This window comes from Cupriavidus sp. 86D6 (assembly GCF_057815095.1).
This window is the reverse complement of sequence record NZ_JBYPSB010000004.1, coordinates 329762-351010: the sequence shown is the minus strand read 5'-3', so window position 1 is coordinate 351010 and position 21249 is coordinate 329762. Positions and strand designations below refer to the sequence as shown.

General features: G+C 66.5%; 15 protein-coding genes and 1 pseudogene. 2 read left to right on the top strand and 14 right to left on the bottom strand.

The window, feature by feature from the left end; all coding sequences use genetic code 11:
* Positions 1–93: 93 nt before the first annotated feature.
* The 6 genes and pseudogenes from AC3G88_RS12695 to AC3G88_RS12670 form a co-directional block, all read right to left on the bottom strand.
* A complete protein-coding gene (locus AC3G88_RS12695; RefSeq protein WP_488773039.1) occupies positions 94–2463 on the bottom strand; it encodes a DNA polymerase II in 2370 nt (789 codons plus the stop codon).
* A 92-nt stretch (positions 2464–2555) separates the two neighbouring features.
* Positions 2556–2785, bottom strand: a pseudogene (locus tag AC3G88_RS12690) (anti-sigma factor domain-containing protein); the annotation flags it as partial.
* A gap of 47 nt (positions 2786–2832) precedes the next feature.
* Entirely contained in the window at positions 2833–4608 is a 1776-nt protein-coding gene (locus AC3G88_RS12685) for an efflux transporter outer membrane subunit (protein ID WP_488773038.1), read from the bottom strand.
* Positions 4609–4630: 22 nt separating this feature from the next.
* The gene (locus tag AC3G88_RS12680; RefSeq protein WP_488773037.1) at positions 4631–6619 is read right to left on the bottom strand and encodes a glycosyltransferase; all 1989 of its coding nucleotides are present in this window, start codon (positions 6617–6619) and stop codon (positions 4631–4633) included.
* 2 nt (positions 6620–6621) lie between these two features.
* A complete protein-coding gene (locus AC3G88_RS12675; RefSeq protein ID WP_488773163.1) occupies positions 6622–7959 on the bottom strand; it encodes a hypothetical protein in 1338 nt (445 codons plus the stop codon).
* Between the two features lie 73 nt (positions 7960–8032).
* The gene (locus tag AC3G88_RS12670) at positions 8033–9373 is read right to left on the bottom strand and encodes an HlyD family secretion protein (protein ID WP_488773036.1); all 1341 of its coding nucleotides are present in this window, start codon (positions 9371–9373) and stop codon (positions 8033–8035) included.
* Between the two features lie 1136 nt (positions 9374–10509).
* On the opposite strand from AC3G88_RS12670, the gene AC3G88_RS12665 reads away from it, so the two are divergent.
* The gene (locus AC3G88_RS12665) at positions 10510–11742 is read left to right on the top strand and encodes an MFS transporter (protein WP_488893423.1); all 1233 of its coding nucleotides are present in this window, start codon (positions 10510–10512) and stop codon (positions 11740–11742) included.
* A gap of 197 nt (positions 11743–11939) precedes the next feature.
* Positions 11940–12221, top strand: a complete 282-nt coding sequence (locus tag AC3G88_RS12660) for a hypothetical protein (RefSeq protein ID WP_488773034.1) — start codon at positions 11940–11942, stop codon at positions 12219–12221.
* Here AC3G88_RS12660 and AC3G88_RS12655 read toward each other — a convergent pair.
* The 8 genes from AC3G88_RS12655 to phaP form a co-directional block, all read right to left on the bottom strand.
* Entirely contained in the window at positions 12211–13089 is an 879-nt protein-coding gene (locus AC3G88_RS12655) for a carbohydrate ABC transporter permease (RefSeq protein ID WP_092599712.1), read from the bottom strand. The genes AC3G88_RS12660 and AC3G88_RS12655 overlap by 11 nt on opposite strands.
* Complete coding sequence (locus AC3G88_RS12650) at positions 13086–13985, bottom strand: carbohydrate ABC transporter permease (RefSeq protein ID WP_153947834.1); 900 nt, start codon at positions 13983–13985, stop codon at positions 13086–13088. The genes AC3G88_RS12655 and AC3G88_RS12650 overlap by 4 nt, the downstream gene beginning before the upstream one ends.
* 70 nt (positions 13986–14055) lie before the next feature.
* Positions 14056–15378: an ABC transporter substrate-binding protein gene (locus AC3G88_RS12645; RefSeq protein ID WP_488893422.1), complete on the bottom strand. Its 1323-nt coding sequence runs from the start codon at positions 15376–15378 to the stop codon at positions 14056–14058.
* 34 nt (positions 15379–15412) lie between these two features.
* The gene (locus AC3G88_RS12640) at positions 15413–16513 is read right to left on the bottom strand and encodes an ABC transporter ATP-binding protein (RefSeq protein ID WP_153947695.1); all 1101 of its coding nucleotides are present in this window, start codon (positions 16511–16513) and stop codon (positions 15413–15415) included.
* Positions 16514–16577: 64 nt separating this feature from the next.
* A complete protein-coding gene (locus tag AC3G88_RS12635) occupies positions 16578–18314 on the bottom strand; it encodes an IlvD/Edd family dehydratase (RefSeq protein WP_488773032.1) in 1737 nt (578 codons plus the stop codon).
* Positions 18315–18533: 219 nt separating this feature from the next.
* Positions 18534–19841: a DUF445 domain-containing protein gene (locus tag AC3G88_RS12630; RefSeq protein WP_488773031.1), complete on the bottom strand. Its 1308-nt coding sequence runs from the start codon at positions 19839–19841 to the stop codon at positions 18534–18536.
* A gap of 7 nt (positions 19842–19848) precedes the next feature.
* Positions 19849–20691, bottom strand: coding sequence for a poly(3-hydroxyalkanoate) depolymerase (gene phaZ / locus AC3G88_RS12625; protein WP_488773030.1), 843 nt, complete (start codon positions 20689–20691; stop codon positions 19849–19851).
* A 62-nt stretch (positions 20692–20753) separates the two neighbouring features.
* Entirely contained in the window at positions 20754–21200 is a 447-nt protein-coding gene (phaP, locus tag AC3G88_RS12620; protein WP_488773029.1) for a TIGR01841 family phasin, read from the bottom strand.
* Positions 21201–21249 lie beyond the last annotated feature (49 nt).

Below are 21249 nucleotides of genomic sequence, written 5' to 3'. Positions count from 1 at the left end.
CGAAGTCTCTTCGGATTCTCTTATCGGCAGATTCGGCCCATTCTAGCGGGTCGGGCGGTGCCGCGACGCAGCAATTGTCCCGGCCGTGCGCGACTACTGGGGAAACAGGGCCATCTGGCCGGTCAGCAATGTCTCGAAATCGTCGTCCAGGAACGGCAGGATGGCGTCGGCGATCGGCTGCAGCTGGCGGGTGACATAGTGGTCATAGTCGATAGGGGCGGCGCGCGTTTCCAGCGGCTCGGGGCCGGCCATGGTCATCAGGTAGCTGATCCAGCCGCCGTTCTGGTACTGCCTGGGGCGCCCGTGGCGTTCGTTGTAGTCGTCCGCGATGCGTGCGGCGCGGACGTGCGGCGGCACGTTACGCTGGTATTCGTCGAGCTGCCGGCGCAGGCGCTTGCGGTAGACGAGCTGGTCGTCGAGTTCGCCCGCCAGCGTGCGCCGTACCGTTTCGCGCACGTAGTCCTGATACGGCTCGCGGTTGAAGATTTTCTCGTACAGCGTCTGCTGGAACTGCTGGGCCAGCGGCGACCAGTCGGTGCGCACCGTTTCCAGGCCCTTGTACACCATTTCGGGCCGGCCGTCGGCGCGCACCACCTGGCCCGCGTAGCGCTTCTTGCTGCCCTGGTCCGTGCCGCGGATGGTCGGCATCAGGAAGCGCCGGAAGTGCGTTTCAAATTGCAGTTCGAGCGCGCTTTCCAGCCCGTAGGTCTGCCAGAGATGGTCGCGCCACCAGTCGTTGACATACGCCACCAGGCTGCGGCCGATCTGCGCCGCGTCGTCCTCGGTGCGGGCGCGGCGCAGCCACACGAAGGTGGAGTCGGTGTCGCCGTAGATCACCTCGTAGCCGCGCGCTTCGACCAGTTCCCGGGTCTGGCGCATGATCTCGTGCCCGCGCATTGTGATCGACGACGCCAGCCGCGGGTCGAAGAACCGGCAGCCGCTGGACCCCAGCACGCCGTAGAACGCGTTCATGATGATCTTCAGCGCCTGCGACAACGGCTTGTTCCTGTCGCGCTTGGCTGCCTCGCGGCCCTGCCACACGCGGGCGACGATGGCCGGCAGGCAGTGCTTCGTGCGCGAGAACCGCGCGCCCCGGAAGCCGGGCACGGAATCGGCATCGTCGGGATGCGCCAGGCCTTCGACCAGCCCGATCGGATCGATCAGGAAGGTGCGGATGATCGACGGATACAGGCTCTTGTAGTCGAGCACCAGCACCGATTCGTAGAGTCCCGGCCGCGAATCCATCACAAAGCCGCCGGGGCTGGCCTCGGGTGCCTTGTCGCCGAGGCTAGGCGCGACATAGCCCTGCCGGTGCATCAGCGGCATGTACAGGTGCGTGAATGCCGCCACCGACCCGCCGCTGCGGTCGGCGGGCAGGCCCGTGACCGTGGCGCGCTCCAGCAGGAAGTGCAGCAGTTCGGTAGCCTCGAAGATCCGCGTCACCAGTTCGCAGTCGCGCAGGTTGTAGCGCGCAAGCGCCGGCTTGTCTTCGGCGAACATCCGGTCGATCTCGTCCATGCGGTCGTACGGATTGTCGATGGCCTTGCCTTCGCCCAGCAGCGTGCGCGCCACCGCTTCGAGGCTGAACGACGGAAAGCTCCACGTGGCCGAGCGCAGCGCCTCGATGCCGTCGATCACCAGCCGGCCGGCCGCGCCCGCAAAGTAGTGCTGCTGCCGGTTGTGCTCGCGCCATTCCATCTCGGCGCCGCCCCGGCCCAGCCGCAACGGGATCTGGTACTGCTTCGCATGTTCGCGCAACACGCGCAGGTCGAACTGCACCAGGTTCCAGCCGATGATGGCGTCGGGATCATGGCGGGCCAGCCAGTCGTTGAGCCGTTCGATCAGTTGCTGGCGCGTGGCGCAGTATTCGAGCGCAAAGTCCATCTCTGCGGCGGCGTTCTGCGGGGCAGGCCCCAGCATGTACACCTGCCGCTGGCCGCAACCTTCCAGGGCAATCGAATACAGGTCGCCGAACGCGTTGGTCTCGATGTCGAGCGAGACCAGCCGCAGCGTGGGCCGATAGTCGGCGGCCGGCTTCATCTGCGCGTTGCGCAGCACACCGTCGGCGCCGGCATCGCCGTCGAACCAGACCGGTGCGGTGATGAACCGCTCCATCAGGTAGCGTTCCGGCGGCCGGACATCGGCTTCGTAGACGTCCACGCCGGCGTCGCGCAGCGACCGCTCCAGCTGCATCAGCTGCCGGTGCTGCGGGCAGTAGAGCCCCAGCACCGGGCGGCGCTGGAAGTCCTGCAGGGCCAGCGGGCGCAGTGACACATCGCGCTCACCCTGCAGCAGGGCTTCGGCGACGGCACGCTGTTCTTCGGGGATAAAGGCCGTGGAGGGCTGCCACGGCAGGCGCAGCCGGCGCGGCCCGTCGTCCGTGGCAAGCCAGAACTCGACCTCGGTGCCGGCCGGAGTGTCGCGCCAGTGTCGGGTCAGGATAAAACCCTGCTGAAGAGCCACGCTGCAAAACCTTGGGGATTGTTTCTGGCGTGGATTTTAGCGGAGTCGGGCCCAAGGGGCGGAACCGCTTCGCCGGGCGGCGCTGCCGCGTGTCAGGCAGGCGCCTTGATCAACGGACCCTGGAATACCACCGGCCCGCTGGGTGCGTCGCGCTGGGGCGATCCGCCGGGCGGCTCCACGCTGACGGCCAGTGCGGCGATATTGGCGGGTAGCGCGTCGAGCGGCAGGCGCACTTCGCGCGCATGGCCAGCACGCCCAGCGATATCGGCTTGCCGCCCTGAGGCAGGGCCCATAGCTGCAGCGCCTGCTGGGGCGTCAGCGGCAGATGTTGTCTCCCCTCTCCCATTGATGAGAGGGGCGGCTGCCTTGTTACGATCCCGAACCTGCCACCGCGGCTGCGGGCCCCGGTGTGGCGGGTTTCGCGGTGACGTCGGGCGCCGACCTCAGGTCCGCGGGGATCGCCGGATCTGGCGTCTTGCGTAGCGGCTGCGGCTGCGGCTGAGGGGCTGGCGCGGCCTGCGCGAGGGGGACTGGCGCCGGCTGGGGCGCACGGGTCTGTGCAACTGGCGCGGCCGGTGCTGGCGCCGGAGCCGGAGTCGGAGCCGGAGCCGAAACTGGCACTGGCGCGGCCGCCTGTGGCGCAACGGCCCGCGCAGGCGCCGGCTTGCCCGCCACCGGCGGCTGGGTGTTGACGGTCTGCTGCGACCATCCGCCGCCCAGCGCCTTGTACAGCTGCGCCCGGCTGGTCAGCCGCGCGAGCTGGATCGTCACCAGCTTCTTTTGCGCCTCGTACTGCTGGCGCTGGGCGTCGAAGACCGGGAAATAGTCGTCCACGCCGTTCTTGAAGCGCATCTCGGCCAGCCGCCGCGTCTCGGCCACTTCCTTCTCCAGCGACTGTTGCGCGGCGGTCTGCCGGTCGTACGTGCCACGGGCGGCCAGGCCGTCGGCCACCTCGCGGAAGGCGCCCTGGATGGTGCGCTCGTACTGCGCCACGTTGATGTCCTTGCGGACCTTCGATGCGTCCAGGTTGGCCTGGTTGGCGCCGGCATTGAAGATCGGCAGCGTGATCTGCGGCGCAACCGCCCACGCCGCGCCTCCCGTGAACAGCCCCGCCAGCGTGGTGCTGGCCAGGCCGACTCCCGCGGTCAGCGAAATCCGTGGGAAGAACGCCGCCCGCGCGGCCCCGATATTGGCATTGGCGGCCTTCAGCCGGTGCTCGGCGGCCATGATGTCCGGCCGCTGCTCCAGCAACTGCGAGGGCAGGCCGGCTGGCAGCTCCGCCACGAACGAGTTGTCGCCGAACGGCTGTGGGGGCGGCAGGTCGGCCGGAATCGGGCCGCCGATCAGCAGCGACAGCGCGTTTTCGTCCTGCGCCACCTGGCGCGTGAACTGTTCCACGTCCACGCGAGCCGTTTCCACCTGGGTCTGGGTGCGGTGCTGGTCGATGGCGGCCATGCCGCCGGCCGCCTTGCTCTTGCGGACCATTTCCGACGCATCTTCCTGGATCTTGAGCGTGTCTTGCGACAGCTTCAGCAGTCGCTGGTCGGCCTGCCAGGTCAGATAGGCGTTGGCAATTTCGCCAACCAGGCTGATTTGCGTGCTGCGCCGCACTTCTTCGATGGACAAGTACTGCTCCAGGGCTTCGTGCTTGAGGCTGCGGATGCGGCCGAACACGTCAAGCTCGAACGACGAGAAGCCCACGCCGGCGCCCCAGGCGTTGATCACCGGGTCCTGGCCCGGTGGGCGCAAGTCGCCGGTCAGACGCGTGCTGCTGAAGCCCAGGCTGGCATCGACGGCCGGGAACTGCGCCGCGCGCCGGATGCGGTAGTACGCGCGGGCCTCGTCGATCGACAGCGTAGCCACGCGCAGGTCGCGGTTGTTGGCCAGGCCGAGTTCGATCAGCCGGCGCAGCCGCGCATCGGTGAAGAAATCCTGCCAGCCAAGGTTGGCGGCCTGCACCTGCGACTGCGGCGCACCGTTGGCGCCCTGCGTGGTCTGGTAGGCCGGGCCGTCGGGGTAGGCGTTGGGCACGGGCGAATCCGGGCGCTCGTACTTCGGTTCGAGCGTGCAGGCGGCCAGTGCCAGCGGCAGCAGGATGCCGGCGCTCCAGCGCAGAGACGGCAGGCGTGCGGGGGAAAGGCGCATTGTTATCGTCTTCATATGTGAATCAACCTGTGAACGCGCGGCGCAGCAATTGCACGATGGCCGTGCCAGGCAGGCCGCGATGCGCGATGTTGTGAGGGGGCTCGCTGAACAGCAGGCGGATCAGCCGGTGCCGCGCCGCCATGTCGGGAACCAGCGCGATGCCGATCAGCTGGCCGTCGGTGCGTGCCACGCGGCACGGCACCCAGCCAAGCGGCGCGAGCCAGAAGGCCCCTACGGCACCGGGTTCCACCCGTGTGCCGCTATGCGATTCGAGCGCGACGCCGTTGCATGACAGGTCGCGCGTGACGCCCTCGACCTCGCGTGAAATACCATCGGCGCCGTAGAACTGCAGCCGCCCGGCCGCGCGGAACGGGAACCGCTCCTCCTTGCGCGGACGCGGCAGTTCGAAGCAGACCAGCATCGACGCCAGGTAGAGCATCATCGACACCAGGGTCCAGACGACGTTGAACAGGGTGCCGGGCGCGTTGCCGTCGGCGGCCACGGCGCGCGCCAGGCCCATCGCAGACAGGAAGAACAGGCTGCCGTAGAGCAGCGCGAACTTGCCGTGCACCGTCAGCCTGGAGCGGTCCAGCCCCTTGTTCGTCACCTTGAACGGGCGGCCGAACGGCTTGAACATGGCGCTGGCCAGCGTGGCCGTGACCGCCATCGACGCCACGATCTGCGTGACCTCGGTGAAGATCGGCATCGCGCGCGACCCGGTGATCCAGATGCTGTACGCCCAGTACAGCAGCAGCGCCGGCACGCCGTAGGCCAGGAACTGCATCGGGTCGCCATAAAGTGTGGGCACGTTGAAGAACCAGTAGAGCAGCGGTCCGAGCAGCAGCATGATCGTGAACGGACGGCTGACCCAGTGCAGCAGGCCGTGCACATAGTGCAGGCGCTGGCGCAGCGTGAAGCCGCGGCCGCGCATGGGCCCATCGGCGGTCAGGGCCACCTGGATCGTGCCCAGCCCCCAGCGGCTGCGCTGGCTGATGTACTCGGGCAGGCCTTCGGCGGACAGGCCCACGCTGAGGCGCTCGTTGAGCCAGCGCGTGACGTAGCCGAACGGCATCAGCTTGTAGGTCAGGTGGATGTCCTCGGTCACCGTGCCGGTGGGAAAGCCGCCGATATGGGCCAGCGCCTCGCGCCGCACCACGAACGACGTGCCGATGCAGAACGCGGTGTCCCAGGCGTCCTTGGCCGGCTGCATCACATCGAAGAACGCGCGCTGCTCGTCCACCCAGCATTCGGTGGAGCGCAGGTTGTACTGGATCGGGTCGGCGTTGTAATAGAACTGGGGCGTCTGTACCACGCCGACGCGCGGATCGTCGAACAGGCCGATGATGCGCAGCAGGATGTTGCGGTTGGGCGCGAAGTCGGCGTCGAGCACCATGATGTAGGGCGCGCCGCCATCGCCCTGGGCGCTGTGGTACAGCCCGTTGTTCAGGTTGCCGGCCTTGGCGTGGGTGTTGTCGGGCCGGGTCACGTAGTTCACGCCGACCGTACGGCAGAAATCGCGGAGCCAGTCGCGGCGGGTGTCGTCGAGCACCCAGACGCGGAAGTTCGGGTAGTCGATGGCCTTGGCCGCGACGATGGTCTTTTCCAGGACGTCCAGGCCTTCGTTGTAGGTGGCGATGAAGATGTCCACGGCCGGCGCATCGCGGTCACCGCGCAGGCGGGCCTCGCTGGCATCGGCCTCGGCCGAGTGGTCGGTGGTGCGTGTGAGCGTGACGATCGAGATCAGCGTGTAGAGGATCGTCAGCGTTTCGAAACCCAGGAATACATGGGCCCAGATGCTAGGGAACTCCATGCGCCATTCCGGCAGCGTCTCGGTGACGCGCCAGATGTAATACACGATCAGCAGGACCGCCGCCGCCAGGCCGAAAAGCCAACGGTCCGCGGCGCGTTGCCGGTTGCCGCGCAGACACAGCACGGCCACCAGCAGCGCGCCCGCATTGATCTGCACGAGCATGCTGCTATCGAGGAAACTTGCAAAACTCGCGGCGAGCATCGTTACTCCTTGGGTGGATTGTCGGGGGGTGCCGCGGCCTGGTTGGCCGTGGCACAGCTCGCGCCCCGGCAGCCGCCTGGCTGGAACGGATTCCAGCCGGTGGCGGCAAGCACGGCCCAGGCCGTGGCGCCCAGGTGGGGCAGGTGAAAGTAGTAGAAGTCGTCGGTCTTCGAGTCGGGGCCGATCTGCAGCCCCGTGCGCACGCGCTGCTCGGGCGTGGCGAACAGGTAGCCGGACGGCGCGCGCTGCGACACCAGCAGCGGCCAGAGTGGCGCGGCCTCGCTGTCGCGCCCGGTGGCGCGCAGCACCAGCGCGGCCTGCCCGGTGCCTTCGGTCCAGATGCCGTCGGGGTTGGCATTGAAGCCGTAGCCGCCCTTGACGCCGTGTTTGGCCCGCGCCCAGCCGAGCGCCCGCTGCCAGGTGCCGGCGGCATCGGGCATGGCAATCAGCGGCCAGAGCGAGGCATCGAGCGCCGAAGGGCCGCCGTTGAGCGAGCGGCCGTCGTCACGCGTGCCGATCGCAAAGCGGCCTTCGCCGGGCTGCCACATGGTCTCGACGAACTTGCGCGAGCGATCGGCGCCGGTCTTCCAGCGCGGGTCGCTGTCATAGCGCGACAGCCAGCGGAACACCGCGTAAGTGTCGACGTTGTGCTCGGTGGACTTCCAGCCCTGACGCTGCGGCGACGGTTCGTGGCCAAAGTACCCGCCGATGAAGGCGGCGGGCGCGTCGGCGTTGTACGTCTCCTTGTCGACCCAGCCCATCATCGTTTTGGCCGTGTCGAGATAGCGCGTCGAGCGCGTGGCGTCGTAGGCGGCCAGCAGCAACAGCGCGGCCCAGGCCACGTTGCCGGTGGCGGTGCCCACCTGGTAGCGGTCCTCGAACCACTTGTTGGCCTTGGCGTCCCACCAGCCCGGCATCGGCACGGGGCCGTCCGCGGGCATCGCGCCGGCACGATAGGCGTTACGGATGCGCCCGTCGTGATAATGACGATCGCGCGTGACGCCGGCCACGACGCCATCGGCAATACGGCGCGCGGCATCCTTCTGGCCGCACGCGATCAGCGCGATGCCAGCCAGCGCGTTGTCATAGACGAACGCCGACTCCTTGAGCGGGCCGGGCAGCGGATCGCCGCCCGGCGCGGCTTCGTAGCTGGCCAGCATGACCGGCCCGTTGCCCGGGATGGCAGCCACGCGTTGCGTCAGCGTCTGGCAGCCTGCATCGCGCATCTGGTCGCGCGCGACATCGCCCGAGGCGGGCGCCGCGGACAGTGCCAGCGGGGTGGTGAGCACGGCTGTCATCAGTGCTTCGGTCAGCCGCTTGCGGGCGGCCCGGTATGGCATTCCTGCGGTCGTACGCTGCACGGTAGTCTCCTTCCTGCGGGCGTTGGGTGAATGACTGTGCGATCGGCTCCGATCAGATCAGCCGGCGAAACCACGGGCGGTCAAGGCTGACCTTGGCCCAGTGGCCGAGCGCGCAGCGGTCCGTCTTGCCTGCGCCGGGCAGGTCAGGCAGCGGCTTGTTCAGCTTTGCGATCAGGTACAGCTCGTTCTTCTCGATGGGCGGGAAGGGCACGAAATAGCGCGCCTGGTCGCCATCCGGCGCCCGCGGCAGGATTTCGGCTACCTTGCCGGGCAGCGGCGTGGCCACGCCATCGACCATCACCGTGACCGGGGCGCCCGGCAGCAGGTCCTTGCTCAGGCTGCGCGGGAACACGGCCACCACGCTGGGTGTGGTGCAGTTGGTGGCGCGCATCAGCGTGGCGCCGGCGGCCACATGCGTGCCCGGCGGCGCGAGCACGTCTTCGACGATGCCGCCGGCATAGGCCTTGATGTCGAGGTTGGATATGCGGTCCAGGCGCTGCTGCTCGGTGTTGACCAGCTTGTCGACTTCGGCGCCGTATTCCTCCAGCTGCTTGATCTCGGCCTGCAACTGGGCGTTTTCGGCCTTCAGCTCGTCGGACCGCTGCGCGAGCGCGCCCGCGGCGCCGTCGGTGTTCGAGGCATAGACGCGGTTGCGCGTGGCGGCACTGGCGCTGCGCGCACCGTTGAGTTCCGCCTCGATCGCATCCTTCTGACCAGCCAGCACGGCAAGCTGGTTGCGCGATGCCTCGGTGAACGCCTGGCTGACGGCGCCTGCCTGCTGCATGGCTTCGTTGCGCGTGACGACATTGACCTGCGCTTCCATCTGCTGCTGGGCTGCGGCCAGGCGGGCCTCGATGCCCCGGATGCGAGCGTCGTTCTGCTGCTGCGCCACCGATACATAGCGTTTGACATCGCCATTGGTGGCGGCCAGGCGGGCCTGGTTGACTTCCAGTTTCGATCTGGCCGCTTCCAGCCGTTTGTCGTTATCGAGCTTCTTGCCGGTCAGTTCCATCAGCAATGCCCGGTCCATGTTCGGATTCTGCAGCGTCATCAAGGACTGGCCGGCGGTGAAGGCCGTGCCCACCGGCAACAACTGCTTTGTGACCACACCTTCGACAGGCGTAGTGATCAGGCTGACCGGGCTGTTGACGATCGCGCGTTCCGACGAGCGTACGAAGATGTACGGGAACATCACGGAGAGGATGATCCAGATGATGAACCCCACCATCCCGTAACTGGCCAGGCGCGGAATGGCCTGCCATACCGGCCGCAGGCTCAGCGGGCTGCCTTGCTTCGCGACGGCGTCGCGCGGCGGGGTCTGTTGCGGCCGATGCGGCGGCGAGGGCGGTAGCCGCGTTGGCACGGTCGGCTTTTGGTCTGAATTGTTGTCCATGCGAGCTCCCGGATGAAAAAAGGTGGCCACCCACGATCGCCAACGTCGATCGCGGTTGTTAAATTCGCAGACAGCACTATCCCGCCGCACGAGCGCATGCCCGTTCGGTTGGTGCGATGCTGTACGTCCCCCAACAATTGTTATGCGCCGTTTGCCCCGGGCCGTTGCTACGCCGCCGGGACAGGCGAGTGGACCGTGTGTGCCGATCCATTGAACTGTCCGCACACGCCCAGGACGGGCCATATGCAGACAGGCACTACGAGACGCGACGCGCCATGGAAGCCCACAGCACAGCATCGCCGATTGATGCGATGCAACGCTGGAGCGATTCAAAGTTAGTCAGTTTGGCCTGGGCTTGCTGTAAGAATGTGTAAGGGCTGTATATCGGACCACTTACATCTATCGATCGTAGAACCACGAAACCGCCTGCATGCAGGAAACCGCTGATGCAGACGCCGTGCCGGTTAACGCGACGTTAAGGCAACGGCGCAGTGAGCAGGTAGATCTTGCAAGCATTCCCCCGGCGCGGAAGTTTTTGCCAGGCGAGAAGTACAAAGCATGACGGTGTGGTCGCATCGCTGCAATGCAACGAAGCAGGGATCGACGACTGTGTATCAGAGTGTGACGGCGGCCCGTCGAGCGGGGGCCGAGAGCTCCCGCGCCCGCATTCGAGCCGCTTAGCGTAGCGATGCCTTGCATCACGGCGTGATGCAATTAGTACCGAGCGTGGGCCGTGGGAAGCAAGCATGGCCAAGCGGGTGCGGGCATCGGCCTCGGCTCCGGCCTGTTTCCTGGTCATCGGTTTGATCATCACACCAACTCATTGCGATAAGAAAACTTATCGCAATGACAACATTAAACATCCGGAAATACAGCGTGTTCGCTGGATGGTTCGGAGCAGGGAAGGGCATGCCGCTGGAAGGCAGCTGGGGAATTCGTTGCAGCGCAACTCCCTCCCGCACCCTGAGCGCAAGCAAAGTGACCGATCCGCGCTACCGGCTGCGTCGGCGGCACGCCATCTTCTGCAGGGCAGTGCCTTCTCAGTATTCCCGAGCATACAAAATCCTTGACGATTCAACGAAAATGGCTGGAGCGGTGGCGCCTCCGGCATGCCGCCCCATAACAAGAGCCCACGCATGTCCCGCCTATCCTCGCTGCGCCCCGTCATGCCGATCCTGATCGGCGCTTCCGTCATGCTGTCGCTGGCCATGGGCTTGCGGCAGAGCCTCGGCATCTTCGTGCCGCCGCTGACCCGTGATATCGGGATTTCCGTGGGCGACTTCACGATTGCCGTGGCGGTGCAGAACCTGACCTGGGGGCTGCTGCAGCCGTTTGCCGGGGCACTGGCGGTGCGGAGCGGATTCCGGCCGCTGATGGTGGGCGGCGCGCTGCTGTATCTGGTCGGGCTGGTGCTGCTGGCCACGGCCCACGGCATGTGGGCGGTGGTGCTGGGTGGCGGGCTGCTGATCGGCATGGCGATGGCCAGCACCGGCACGGCGATGGCCATGGCGGCCGCGTCGAACGCGGTCGGCACGCAGGTGCGCAGTCTCGTGCTGGGCTGCGTCTCGGCGTCCGGCTCGCTGGGCGCGATGATCGCCGCGCCGCTTGGCCAGAGCATCGCGGGCGAATGGGGCTGGCGCATGGGCCTGGCGTCGTTCGTGATCCTGGCGCTGATCATGCTGCCGGCCGCGTGGTTCGGTGGCCGGGTCGACCAGGTGCGGCAGATCCCCACCCACGCGCAGGCAGAGCAGAGCGGCCGGCAGGCGCTGATGACCGCGTTGCGGCATCCGCCGTTCGTGGTCATGGCGCTGGCTTACACCGTGTGCGGCATGCAGCTGGTGTTCCTGACCACGCATCTGCCAGCCTATCTCGATATCTGCGGCATGGATCCGATGCTGTCAGCCAAGGCCCTGGGCCTGATTGGCGGATTCAACGTGCTGGGCAGCCTGTTCTTCGGCTGGGCCGGCGGGCGGGTCAACAAATTGCTGCTGCTCGGCGGCATCTATATATGCCGGTCGATGGGCTTCATCTGGTTCTTTCATGTCTCGCCGACCCCGGAAACCACGATGGTGTTTTCGGCGGTCATGGGCTTTCTGTGGCTAGGCGTCTCGCCGCTGGTGCAGGGCTGGATTGCCCAGACCTTCGGGCTGCGCTGGCAGGCCATGATTGCAGGCGTGGCGTTTTTCAGTCACCAGATCGGCAGCTTTATCGGTGCCTTTGGCGGCGGCTGGCTCTATGACCTGTTGCACGACTATGCGATGGCCTGGAAAATCGGCGCCACGCTCGGCCTGGCCGTCGGGCTGATCCAGATCGCGTTTGCCTTCCTGGGCAAGACGCAAACGCCGCGGCTGGTGCCACAGGCGGAATAGGGTCCTTGTCCGGACATGTCACATCGTGATGGTTGGTTCGGGGAATGTCCGAAATGTGCGGATTACGTGCAGTGCCCTGCGATTCATCGACGGGCATAATCGGCCGTTAATGCGAAATCGCTTCGAAACCCGCAGCGATTTCACATGCGGGCAACGGCTTCCCGCACGTTGCCCGCATCTTTCTGACCGCAGGATTCATGGCACTGTCCCCACAACAAAAGCGCCTCGTCCAGTTATTGAACGAAGGTTATACACTGCGTATCGTCCGATCCCTGATTAATCATTCGCCAGTTCACGCGGAACTGTTTTGCCCAGAAAACTTCTGCGTCGAAACGGTGCAATGGTGGCGGATCGCCAAGATGCTGAAGACGCGCTGCGTCAGGCTCGATACCGGAAATATGGCCGACGCCACGCAAATCGTGGCCGCCGAGACTGACGCGCCGGATCGGCCCGAGCAGGCCACCGCGGTTATTCCTTGACCGCCCCGGTCATGCCGGACACGTAATACTCGACGAAGAACGAATAGACCACGGCCACTGGCAGCGATCCGAGCAGGGCGCCTGCCATCAGTGCGCCCCAGTGGTAGACGTCGCCTTCCACCAGTTCGGTAACGATACCCACGGGCACGGTTTTGACTTCCGACGACGAGATAAACGTCAGCGCGTAGATAAACTCGTTCCACGACAGCGTGAACGCGAAAATGCCTGCCGAAATCAGCCCCGGCACCGCCAGCGGCAAGATAATCTTGACCAGGATTTCCCAGCGGGTGGCGCCGTCGATCAACGCGCATTCCTCCAGTTCGTACGGAATCGAGCGGAAATACCCCATCAGCAGCCAGGTGCAAAACGGAATCAGGAAGGTCGGGTAGGTCAGGATCAACGCCCAGCGCGTATCGAACAGGCCAAGCTGGAAAACGATCGAGGCCAGCGGGATAAACAGGATCGAAGGCGGAATCAGGTAGGCCAGGAAAATCGCCAGCCCCACCTGCTTGGCGCCCTGGAACCGCAGCCGCTCGATGGCATAGGCGGCCAGCACGCTTGCCGCCAGCGACGCGAATGTGGACACCGTCGAGACGATGACCGTATTGAGCAGCCAGGCCGGGTAGGGCGTGTTGAATAGTAGTTTCTTGAAATGAGCCAGCGTCGGCGCCATCACGAAGAACGGGTTGGCGCTTTGCATCAGCAGTTCGCCATCGGGCTTGAAGGCCGTGATGCCCATCCAGTAGAACGGGAACAGCAGCACGAACAGGAACACGCCGATCGGGATATACAGCGTCACCCAGCGGCGCGGCACGGATTGCAGGTACTCCATGCCTTGCGATTCGTTTTCCACCGCCTTCGCCTTCATTTGTCGCCCCCCTGTTGCCATGCGCGCCGTTGCAGGCCGAAATACGAGAACAGGATGGCGGCCAGCAGGAAGGGCACCATCATCGTGGCCAGCGCCGCGCCTTCGCCCAGCGATCCGCCCGGAATCGCGCGCTGGAACGACAGGGTGGCCATCAGGTGCGTGGCGTTGAGCGGCCCGCCGCGCGTGAGCACGTAGATCAGCTGGAAATCGGTGAAGGTGAACAGCACCGAGAACGTCATCACCACGGCGATGATCGGCGTGAGCAGCGGCAGGGTCACGTAGCGGAACTGCTGCCAGGGCGTGACGCCGTCGATGGACGCCGCCTCGTACAGCGTCGGGGAGATGGTCTGCAGCCCGGCCAGCAGCGAGATGGCCACGAACGGGATGCCGCGCCAGACGTTGGCCGCGATGGTCGAGAACCGCGCCAGCCACGGGTCGCCCAGGAAGTCGATATAGCGGTCGATCAGCCCCAGCTTGACCAGCGTCCAGCTGATGACCGAAAACTGCGCATCGTAGATCCACCAGAACGCGAGTGCCGACAATGCCGTGGGAACGATCCACGGCAGCAGCACCACCGCCCGGAAGAACGACTTGAACGGCAGGTTGCGGTTCAGCAGCAGCGCCAGCCACAGCCCCAGCGCAAACTTCAGCACGCTGGCGATCAGCGTGTAGAAGATGGTGTTGAAGAGCGCCAGCTGCGTGACCGAGTCGCTGGCCAGGTAGCTGAAGTTGTCCAGCCCGATCCACGCGCCGGGCCGTCCGATCTTGGTGTCGGTAAAGCCCAGCCAGACGCCCAGGCCCAGCGGGTAGGTCAGGAAGAGCAGCAGCAGCACGGCCGTGGGCAGCATGAACAGCAGCCCCAGCGCGTGACGGTTGTCGGACAGCCGGGACAGCATCGAGCGCGGAGCCGGCTGGGCAGGGGGCCGCTGCGAGGCAGGCGGCGTCGCAGCGGTATTCTGCATCGCGTCAGGCCTTGTAGTAACGTTCGGCGCGCTGTGCCGCGCGGGCCGCGGCTTCCTTGGGCGTCTTCGCCCCGCTGGCCGCCTCGGCCACCATGTCGAGCACGATGTAGTCGGCCATGGCCGCCGCAGAGGCCGTGCCCAGCGGGCCCGCATGGCCGTTATCGAGCATCAGCGATGCGGCGTCGCGGTACACGGTGTGCTTCGGGTCGGCCGTCCAGATCGGGTTCGCCTCGTATTCCTTGAGCGGCTGGCTCACATAGCCGATGGCAGCCTCCATCCAGGGGTTGTACTGCTCGGGCTCCATCATGAACTGCAGGAAGGCCTTGGCCGCGTTGGGATACTTGCAGTACTTGAAGATCATCATCTGCGTGATCTGCATCAGCTCGGTCGGCTTGCCGCTCTTGCCGATGGGGAAGTGCGCGTGCTGGATATCCTTCGCCATCTCCTGCAGCTTGGGCTCCTTCGAGTTCTTGGCCGCGTAGTAGACCGAAATACCGTTGGCCGTCAGGCTGACCTGCCCGTCCAGGAACGCCTTGTTGTTCGACGGGTCCTGCCAGGACAGCGTGCCCGGCACGAAGGTGGGATAGAGCTGCTTGACGTACTCCAGCGCGGCCCAGGTCTCGGGCGAATTCACCACCACCTTGCCCTTGGTATCGACCAGCATGCCGCCGTGCGACCACAGCAGCCAGTGTGCCCAGTTGTTGCCGTCGCCCACGGCCTTGCCCAGCGCGAAGCCGGGCGGCGTGCCCTTGGCCTTCAGCGCCTGGCACAGCTTCAGGAAGCCGGCCGTGTCCTTGGGGATGCTGTCGAAGCCGGCGGCCTTGACGTGGCTCTCGCGGTAGACCAGCGCGTTGCCCACCACGCCCAGCGGCACCGCGATCCACTTGCCGTTGTGCATGCCGTACTTCTTGCACACGTCGTACCAGCCGCCATGCTTGTTGCCCAGGTAGGTGGCCACGTCGGTCACATCGACAAGCTTGTCGGGGTACTGCTGCGGATCGTCGAACCAGCCCAGCACGATGTCCGGCCCCGTCCCCACGCTGGCCGCCACGGCCGCCTTGGGCCGCACGTCTTCCCAGCCCTCGTTGTCGATGCGCACTTCCACCCCGGTCAGCTCGCTGAACTTCTTTGCGTTGGCATTCCACAGGTCTTCATCGCCCTGCACGAAGCGCTTCCAGCGCAGCACCCGGAGCTTGGCGCCGGCCTCGGGCTTGTACTGCAGCTGGGTGGCGGCGTTTGCCTGGGTGGTGCCCAGTGCCGTGGTGGCAGCCACGGCCGCCGTCGATACCAGGAAATCGCGCCTTGTGAAGTTTCCGGAATGGCTCATTGCTGTGTCTCCTCCATGGTCATGCCAAGGGTGGTTATTGCCGTGCGGCCTGGCGGGGCAGCGCCTGGCCCGATTCGGCGTCAAACAGGTGCGTGTGGTGATGGTCGGGCACCAGATGCAGCGCCTGGCCAGCAGCAAAGTCGTGGCGTTCGCGGAACACGGAAATGAAATCGGTCTCACCGAAGCGCGAGTACACCTCGGTATTGGCGCCGGTCGGTTCCACCACCGACACCGTGGTCGGAAAGCCCTGGCCCGGCGCGCCGTAGGCCAGGTGCTCGGGCCGCACACCGTAGATCACGCGCTGGCCGTCGGCGCCGGCGCCGTTTTCCAGGCGCGCGGGGGCGGGCAGCAGCGTGCCGTCCGGGAATTCGACCCGCGCTTCGCCGTTCTGCCGGCGCAGCACGCCGGGCACGAAGTTCATCGCCGGCGATCCGATAAAGCCAGCGACGAACAGGTTGTCGGGATGGTCGTAGAGCGCCAGCGGGCGCCCGCGCTGTTCCACGCGGCCATCGCGCATCACCACGATCTGGTCGGCCATGGTCATGGCCTCGATCTGGTCGTGCGTGACATAGACCGATGTGGTGCGCAGCCGCTGGTGCAGTTCCTTGATCTCGGCGCGCATCTGCACGCGCAGCTTGGCATCGAGGTTGGACAACGGCTCGTCGAACAGGAACACCTGCGGATCGCGCACGATGGCGCGCCCCATGGCCACGCGCTGCCGCTGGCCGCCGGACAGCTGGCGCGGGTAGCGGTCCAGCAGCTGGCCCAGGCCCAGGATGCCCGATGCCTTGTCCACCTTGTCCTTGATGGTCTGCCTGGCCACGCCCGCCAGCTTCAGCGAGAACGCCATGTTGTCGTAGACCGACATGTGCGGGTAGAGCGCGTAATTCTGGAACACCATGGCGATGTCGCGTTCCTTGGGCGGCAGACGGTTTACCACGCGGTCGCCGATGGCAATCTCGCCGCCCGATATTTCCTCCAGGCCGGCCAGCATGCGCAGCAGCGTGGACTTGCCGCAGCCGGACGGCCCCACCAGCACCGTGAACTCGCCGTCGGGGATGTCGATGCTGACGCCCCGTATGACCTGCGTCCCGCCAAAGGACTTCTGCACATCGCGGATCTGAACCGATGCCATGCGTTGCGTCTCCTTGTCCGGCGCCGCGCCGCCCTGTGGTGGCGGCCGCGCCCGGGGTGGTGCGTCAGTGGTTGTCTTTCGGCACGGCCGCGCCGCTCTTGCCAACCAGGAAGTCCATGTCGGCGCCCAGATTGGCCTGCTGCACGTGTTCGAAGTACAACCGTGTCCAGCCGCGCTCCATGGGCGGCGCTGGCGGCTGCCAGGCCGCGCGCCGTCTTGCCAGTTCCTCGTCCGATACATGGAGGTGCAGCTTGCGGGCTTCCACGTCCAGCTCCACCATGTCGCCGTTCTGCACCAGCGCCAGCGGGCCGCCGGCGGCGGCCTCCGGCGTGACGTGCAGCACCACGGTGCCGTAGGCGGTGCCGCTCATGCGGGCGTCCGAGATCCGCACCATGTCGGTAATGCCGCGCCGCAATAACTTTGGCGGCAGCGGCATGTTGCCGGCCTCGGCCATGCCCGGATAGCCGCGCGGGCCGCAGTTCTTCAGCACCAGCACGCAGTGTTCATCGACGTCCAGCGATTCGTCGTCGAGCCGGCGGTGCATGTCTTCGCTGTCCTCGAACACCACCGCGCGGCCCGTGTGCTTGAGCAATGCCGGTGTGGCCGCCGACGGCTTGATGACCGCGCCATCGGGGCTCAGGTTGCCGCGCAGCACCGCAATGCCAGCGTGGGGCTTGAAGGGCGCGTCGAAGGCGTGGATGACCTCGCGGTTCCAGTTCGGCGCGTCCTTGCAGTTGTCCCACAGTGTGTTGCCGTTGACGGTCAGCGCGTCGCGGTTCAGTAGCGGGCCCAGTTCGCGGATCACGGCCGGCAGGCCCCCGGCGTAGTAGAAGTCCTCCATCAGATGCCGGCCCGATGGCTGCAGGTCGACCAGGCAGGGCAGGGCGTGGCCCAGCGCATCCCAGTCGTCCAGGTTCAGCTTCACGCCGATGCGCCCGGCAATGGCCAGCAAATGGATCACCGCGTTGGTGGACCCACCAATGGCGGCGTTGACCTTGATGGCATTCTCGAAGGCCTGGCGCGTCAGCACCTTCGACATGACCAGGTTGTCCTTGACCATCTGCACGATGCGCCGGCCCGAGGCGCGCGCCAGGATGTTGCGGCGCCCGTCCACGGCGGGAATCGCCGCGTTGCCCGGCAGGGCCATGCCCAGCGATTCGACCATGCAGGCCATCGTCGATGCCGTGCCCATCGTCATGCAGTGACCGTGAGACCGGTGCATGCAGCCTTCGGCCTCGAAGAAATCCTCCTGCGACATATGGCCCGCGCGCACTTCCTCGGACATCTTCCACACGTCGGTGCCCGAACCGAGCTCCTGCCCGCGAAACTTGCCGCTGAGCATCGGGCCGCCCGAAATGCCGATGGTGGGCAGGTCCACCGAGGCCGCGCCCATCATCAGCGCCGGCGTGGTCTTGTCGCACCCCATCAGCAGCACCACGCCGTCGATCGGGTTGCCGCGGATCGACTCCTCGACGTCCATGCTGGCCAGGTTGCGGAACAGCATGGCGGTGGGACGCAGCATGGTTTCGCCCAGCGACATCACGGGGAATTCGAGCGGAAAGCCGCCAGCTTCCCACACCCCGGTCTTGACCTGGTCGGCCAGCGTCCGGAAATGCGAGTTGCAGGGCGTGAGTTCGGAATAGGTATTGCAGATGCCGATGACCGGCCGGCCATCGAACTGGTCATGGGGAATGCCACGGTTCTTCAGCCAGGACCGATAGATGAAACCATCGCGATCCAGTCGGCCGAACCAGGCCTGGCTGCGCCTTTTGGGCGGCCCCGGCGGCTTGTCGTCGTTCACTCGGGTCTCCTGCGTTCTGCTTCTTGTAGGGGGTGCAGATCCGGATGCCCGCGACCCAATCCCGCGCCGCACGCATGCCGAGTTGAACCGAGTCTAGGTCAGGGTATTGGACAGGTAAAGTGGTATTACCAATATGCGGTATGGGGCTTTCCCGGATGCCGGCGGGCCGCCAGCCATGACGCGCCGCAACAGCCCGGGGCCTTCGCCGGGCCGGCTGGATCAGCCGGAGACCAGCCGCATTGCCGCGTGCAGCAGCACGCCGACCATGCCGCCGACAAAGGTGCCATTGATGCGGATGTATTGCAGGTCGCTGCCGATTTCCGACTCGATCTTGCGGCTGATCTCGGCGGCGTCCCAGCCCTTGACCACCTCCGTGATGAGCATCGGCGCCAGATGCCGGTAGCGGCTCACCGTGAGCTGGACGCAGTGCAGCCACCAGCCGTTCATCCTGGCCTGCAAGGCCGGGTCATCGCGCACACTGGCGCCCAGCGAGGCCACCAGATCGGCCAGCATGGCGCGCGCCAGCGAATCCTGGCGTGCGGCGTCGGCGCTGATCCAGTCGCGCAGCCGTTGCCAAAGCGCGCGGTAGCTGTTCTCGCGCTCCAGGTGACGCAGCAAATCGCGCATCCATAGGTGGCCGATGCGCCGGTAGCGGTCCGACGTGCGCAGCCTGTCGATCATCGCCTGCACCGCTTCATCGAACTGCTGGCGCAGCGGATGGCCGGGCTCGGTGCGCACCTCATGCAGCAGCGCAATCACGCCTTCGACGAACTTGTTGACGATGTAGGCATCGAGCCGCACCGGCGTGTAGCGCGACGCCTCGCTGAACTTGGCCTGGAGCAGCCCGGCGTTGTCGGCCAGCCATGCCTCCAGCGCCGTCAGGGCGCGTTCCAGCAGCGGCTGGTGACGCTGGGTGTCGGTCAGGATCTGCAACAGATGGCCGGCGATGTCCGAGACATCGAGCGTACGCAGGCCGGGCAGCGCGCCACGCTGGATCAGGCGGGCTACCTCGTCGTCGTCAAAGACGCGCAGCAGGGCGGGCAGCGTGTCCACGGCCTGGTCCGCCAGCGCGCGGCTATTGCCGGGCGTCGCCAGCCACGTGGCCACCGCCTGCGCGGTGTTGTGCGCGCGCAGCTGGCCGACGATGACTTCGGGCGCCAGGAAATTGCGCTCCACAAAGATGCCCAGGCTTTCGGCAATGCGTTGCTGGTTGCGCGGGATCACCGCCGTATGGGGCACGGGCAGTCCGAACGGATGCCGGAACAGCGCCACCACCGCGTACCAGTCGGCCACGGCGCCCACCGTGCCGGCCTCGGCAAAGGCACGTACCCAGGCCAGCCACGGATAGTAGGGTTGGCCCAGCACGCTGGCCACCAGCAGCGCCAGCATCGCCACCAGGATGCCAGTGGCGATCGCGCGCATGCGGCGCAGGTCGCGGTCGCCGCGGTTGACAGCCTGGCCGGCATCGGCAGGCAGGGCGCCGGACGTCTCCGACCTGGTGGGGGGAAGTCCGGCGCGGTCGCTCATACGCGGCTCACAGCAGGTCCTGCCGCAGGAACCTGCGGATCACGGGCGCTACCTCCGCCGCCCGCGACACCAGGAACAGGTGACCATCGTCGATCACATGCAGCGTTGCGTGACGAATGCGAGCGACCAGGATCTTGGCGTTGGCCAGCGGCACGATCGGGTCGTCGTTGCCATGCATGACCAGCGTGGGCTGGCGCAGTCCGCCCAGCCACGGCAGGCTGCTCCAGCCCCACGCGGCCAGCAGCTGGTAGACATAGCCGCGTCCGCGCGGCGGCTCGATATGGCGGCTGTGCTCGCGCAACAGACCAAGGTCATGGCGATAGGCGCCGCCGTACAGATCCCCGCCAATCTTTTCCAGATAGGCGGGATCGGTATAGCGGCGCGGCCCCAACATCCTGGCCAGCACCGACGGCCTGGCCGGCACCATGATCACGCCGGGCGATGTCGCGGCCAGGATCAGCCGCCGGCAACGCCGGGGATACAGGTGCGCGAACTCCTGGGCAAGCGCGCCGCCCCAGGACACGCCCAGCACGTCCACCTGTCCGGTATAGCCCAGGTGGGTCAGCAGCTTGTCGGCCAGCAGGCACAAGGTGGAGAATCGATACGGCATGACCGGCGTGGGCGACCCGCCTACGCCGGGAATGTCGAAGATGACGACTTCCACGTCGCCAAGCGCCGCGATCAGCGGCTCGACCAGCTCCAGATTGGCGCCGATGCCGTTGAATAGCAGCAGGGGCGGGCTGTCGGTGGTGCCGCGGCGGATGCCGACGCGCAGCGTCCGGCCGTCCACGTCAATGGTGCGAATATCCAGTTTGCCGCCGGTCTTGGCCTGGCACGCTGCCTGATTCATCGGGTTGTCCTTGTCGCGGGCGCCCCGCAAGCCGCCCGCCGGCATTTCATGAGGATCCGCGATCACTGCGCGGGCTTGAACAGCGCCTTCAGTTCCTCCACATTCTCGGCGATTCGCTTGCTGGCTGCCGACACGCTGTCGGCCTGCGTCTTATGGGCGATGTCGGCCAGGTCGCGCAGGTTGGCCAGCGACTTCTGCAGCGCGCCCTGCGTCAGTTCCACCGCGCCCGTGGCGGCGGCGCCATCGGCGTCGCCCGACTGGAGCAGGCGGTCCTGCAGGCCGGACAGCGTGCCGCGCACGACTTCCGCCTGCTTCTGGCTGAACGCCTGCACGCCGTCAAGCAGTGCGAGGTGGATGGCGGCCAGCGCGGCCAGGTCCTTGCGGCGCGCTTCGGCCATGGCGCTCACGTCGAGGCCGGGCAGGCCCAGGCGCTGCAGCACGCCGGTGTAGGCGGAGAACAGGGCGGCGGCGGGGTGGGCCGAGGAGGATTTCGATGCAGTAGTTTCCATGGTCTTCATGCTAAGGGTGCGGTTGAGAAAAGAAACGCTCGGCTACGGC

Coding starts and splice junctions, on each gene's coding strand:
- AC3G88_RS12655 (WP_092599712.1), bottom strand. CDS start 13,089: ATGAAGGCGAAGGCGGTGGAAAACGAATCGCAAGGCATGGAGTACCTG.
- AC3G88_RS12630 (WP_488773031.1), bottom strand. CDS start 19,841: ATGAGCGACCGCGCCGGACTTCCCCCCACCAGGTCGGAGACGTCCGGC.
- AC3G88_RS12665 (WP_488893423.1), top strand. CDS start 10,510: ATGTCCCGCCTATCCTCGCTGCGCCCCGTCATGCCGATCCTGATCGGC.
- phaZ (WP_488773030.1), bottom strand. CDS start 20,691: ATGAATCAGGCAGCGTGCCAGGCCAAGACCGGCGGCAAACTGGATATT.
- AC3G88_RS12675 (WP_488773163.1), bottom strand. CDS start 7,959: ATGCCATACCGGGCCGCCCGCAAGCGGCTGACCGAAGCACTGATGACA.
- AC3G88_RS12640 (WP_153947695.1), bottom strand. CDS start 16,513: ATGGCATCGGTTCAGATCCGCGATGTGCAGAAGTCCTTTGGCGGGACG.
- phaP (WP_488773029.1), bottom strand. CDS start 21,200: ATGGAAACTACTGCATCGAAATCCTCCTCGGCCCACCCCGCCGCCGCC.
- AC3G88_RS12660 (WP_488773034.1), top strand. CDS start 11,940: ATGGCACTGTCCCCACAACAAAAGCGCCTCGTCCAGTTATTGAACGAA.
- AC3G88_RS12685 (WP_488773038.1), bottom strand. CDS start 4,608: ATGCGCCTTTCCCCCGCACGCCTGCCGTCTCTGCGCTGGAGCGCCGGC.
- AC3G88_RS12650 (WP_153947834.1), bottom strand. CDS start 13,985: ATGCTGTCCCGGCTGTCCGACAACCGTCACGCGCTGGGGCTGCTGTTC.
- AC3G88_RS12645 (WP_488893422.1), bottom strand. CDS start 15,378: ATGAGCCATTCCGGAAACTTCACAAGGCGCGATTTCCTGGTATCGACG.
- AC3G88_RS12670 (WP_488773036.1), bottom strand. CDS start 9,373: ATGGACAACAATTCAGACCAAAAGCCGACCGTGCCAACGCGGCTACCG.
- AC3G88_RS12680 (WP_488773037.1), bottom strand. CDS start 6,619: ATGCTCGCCGCGAGTTTTGCAAGTTTCCTCGATAGCAGCATGCTCGTG.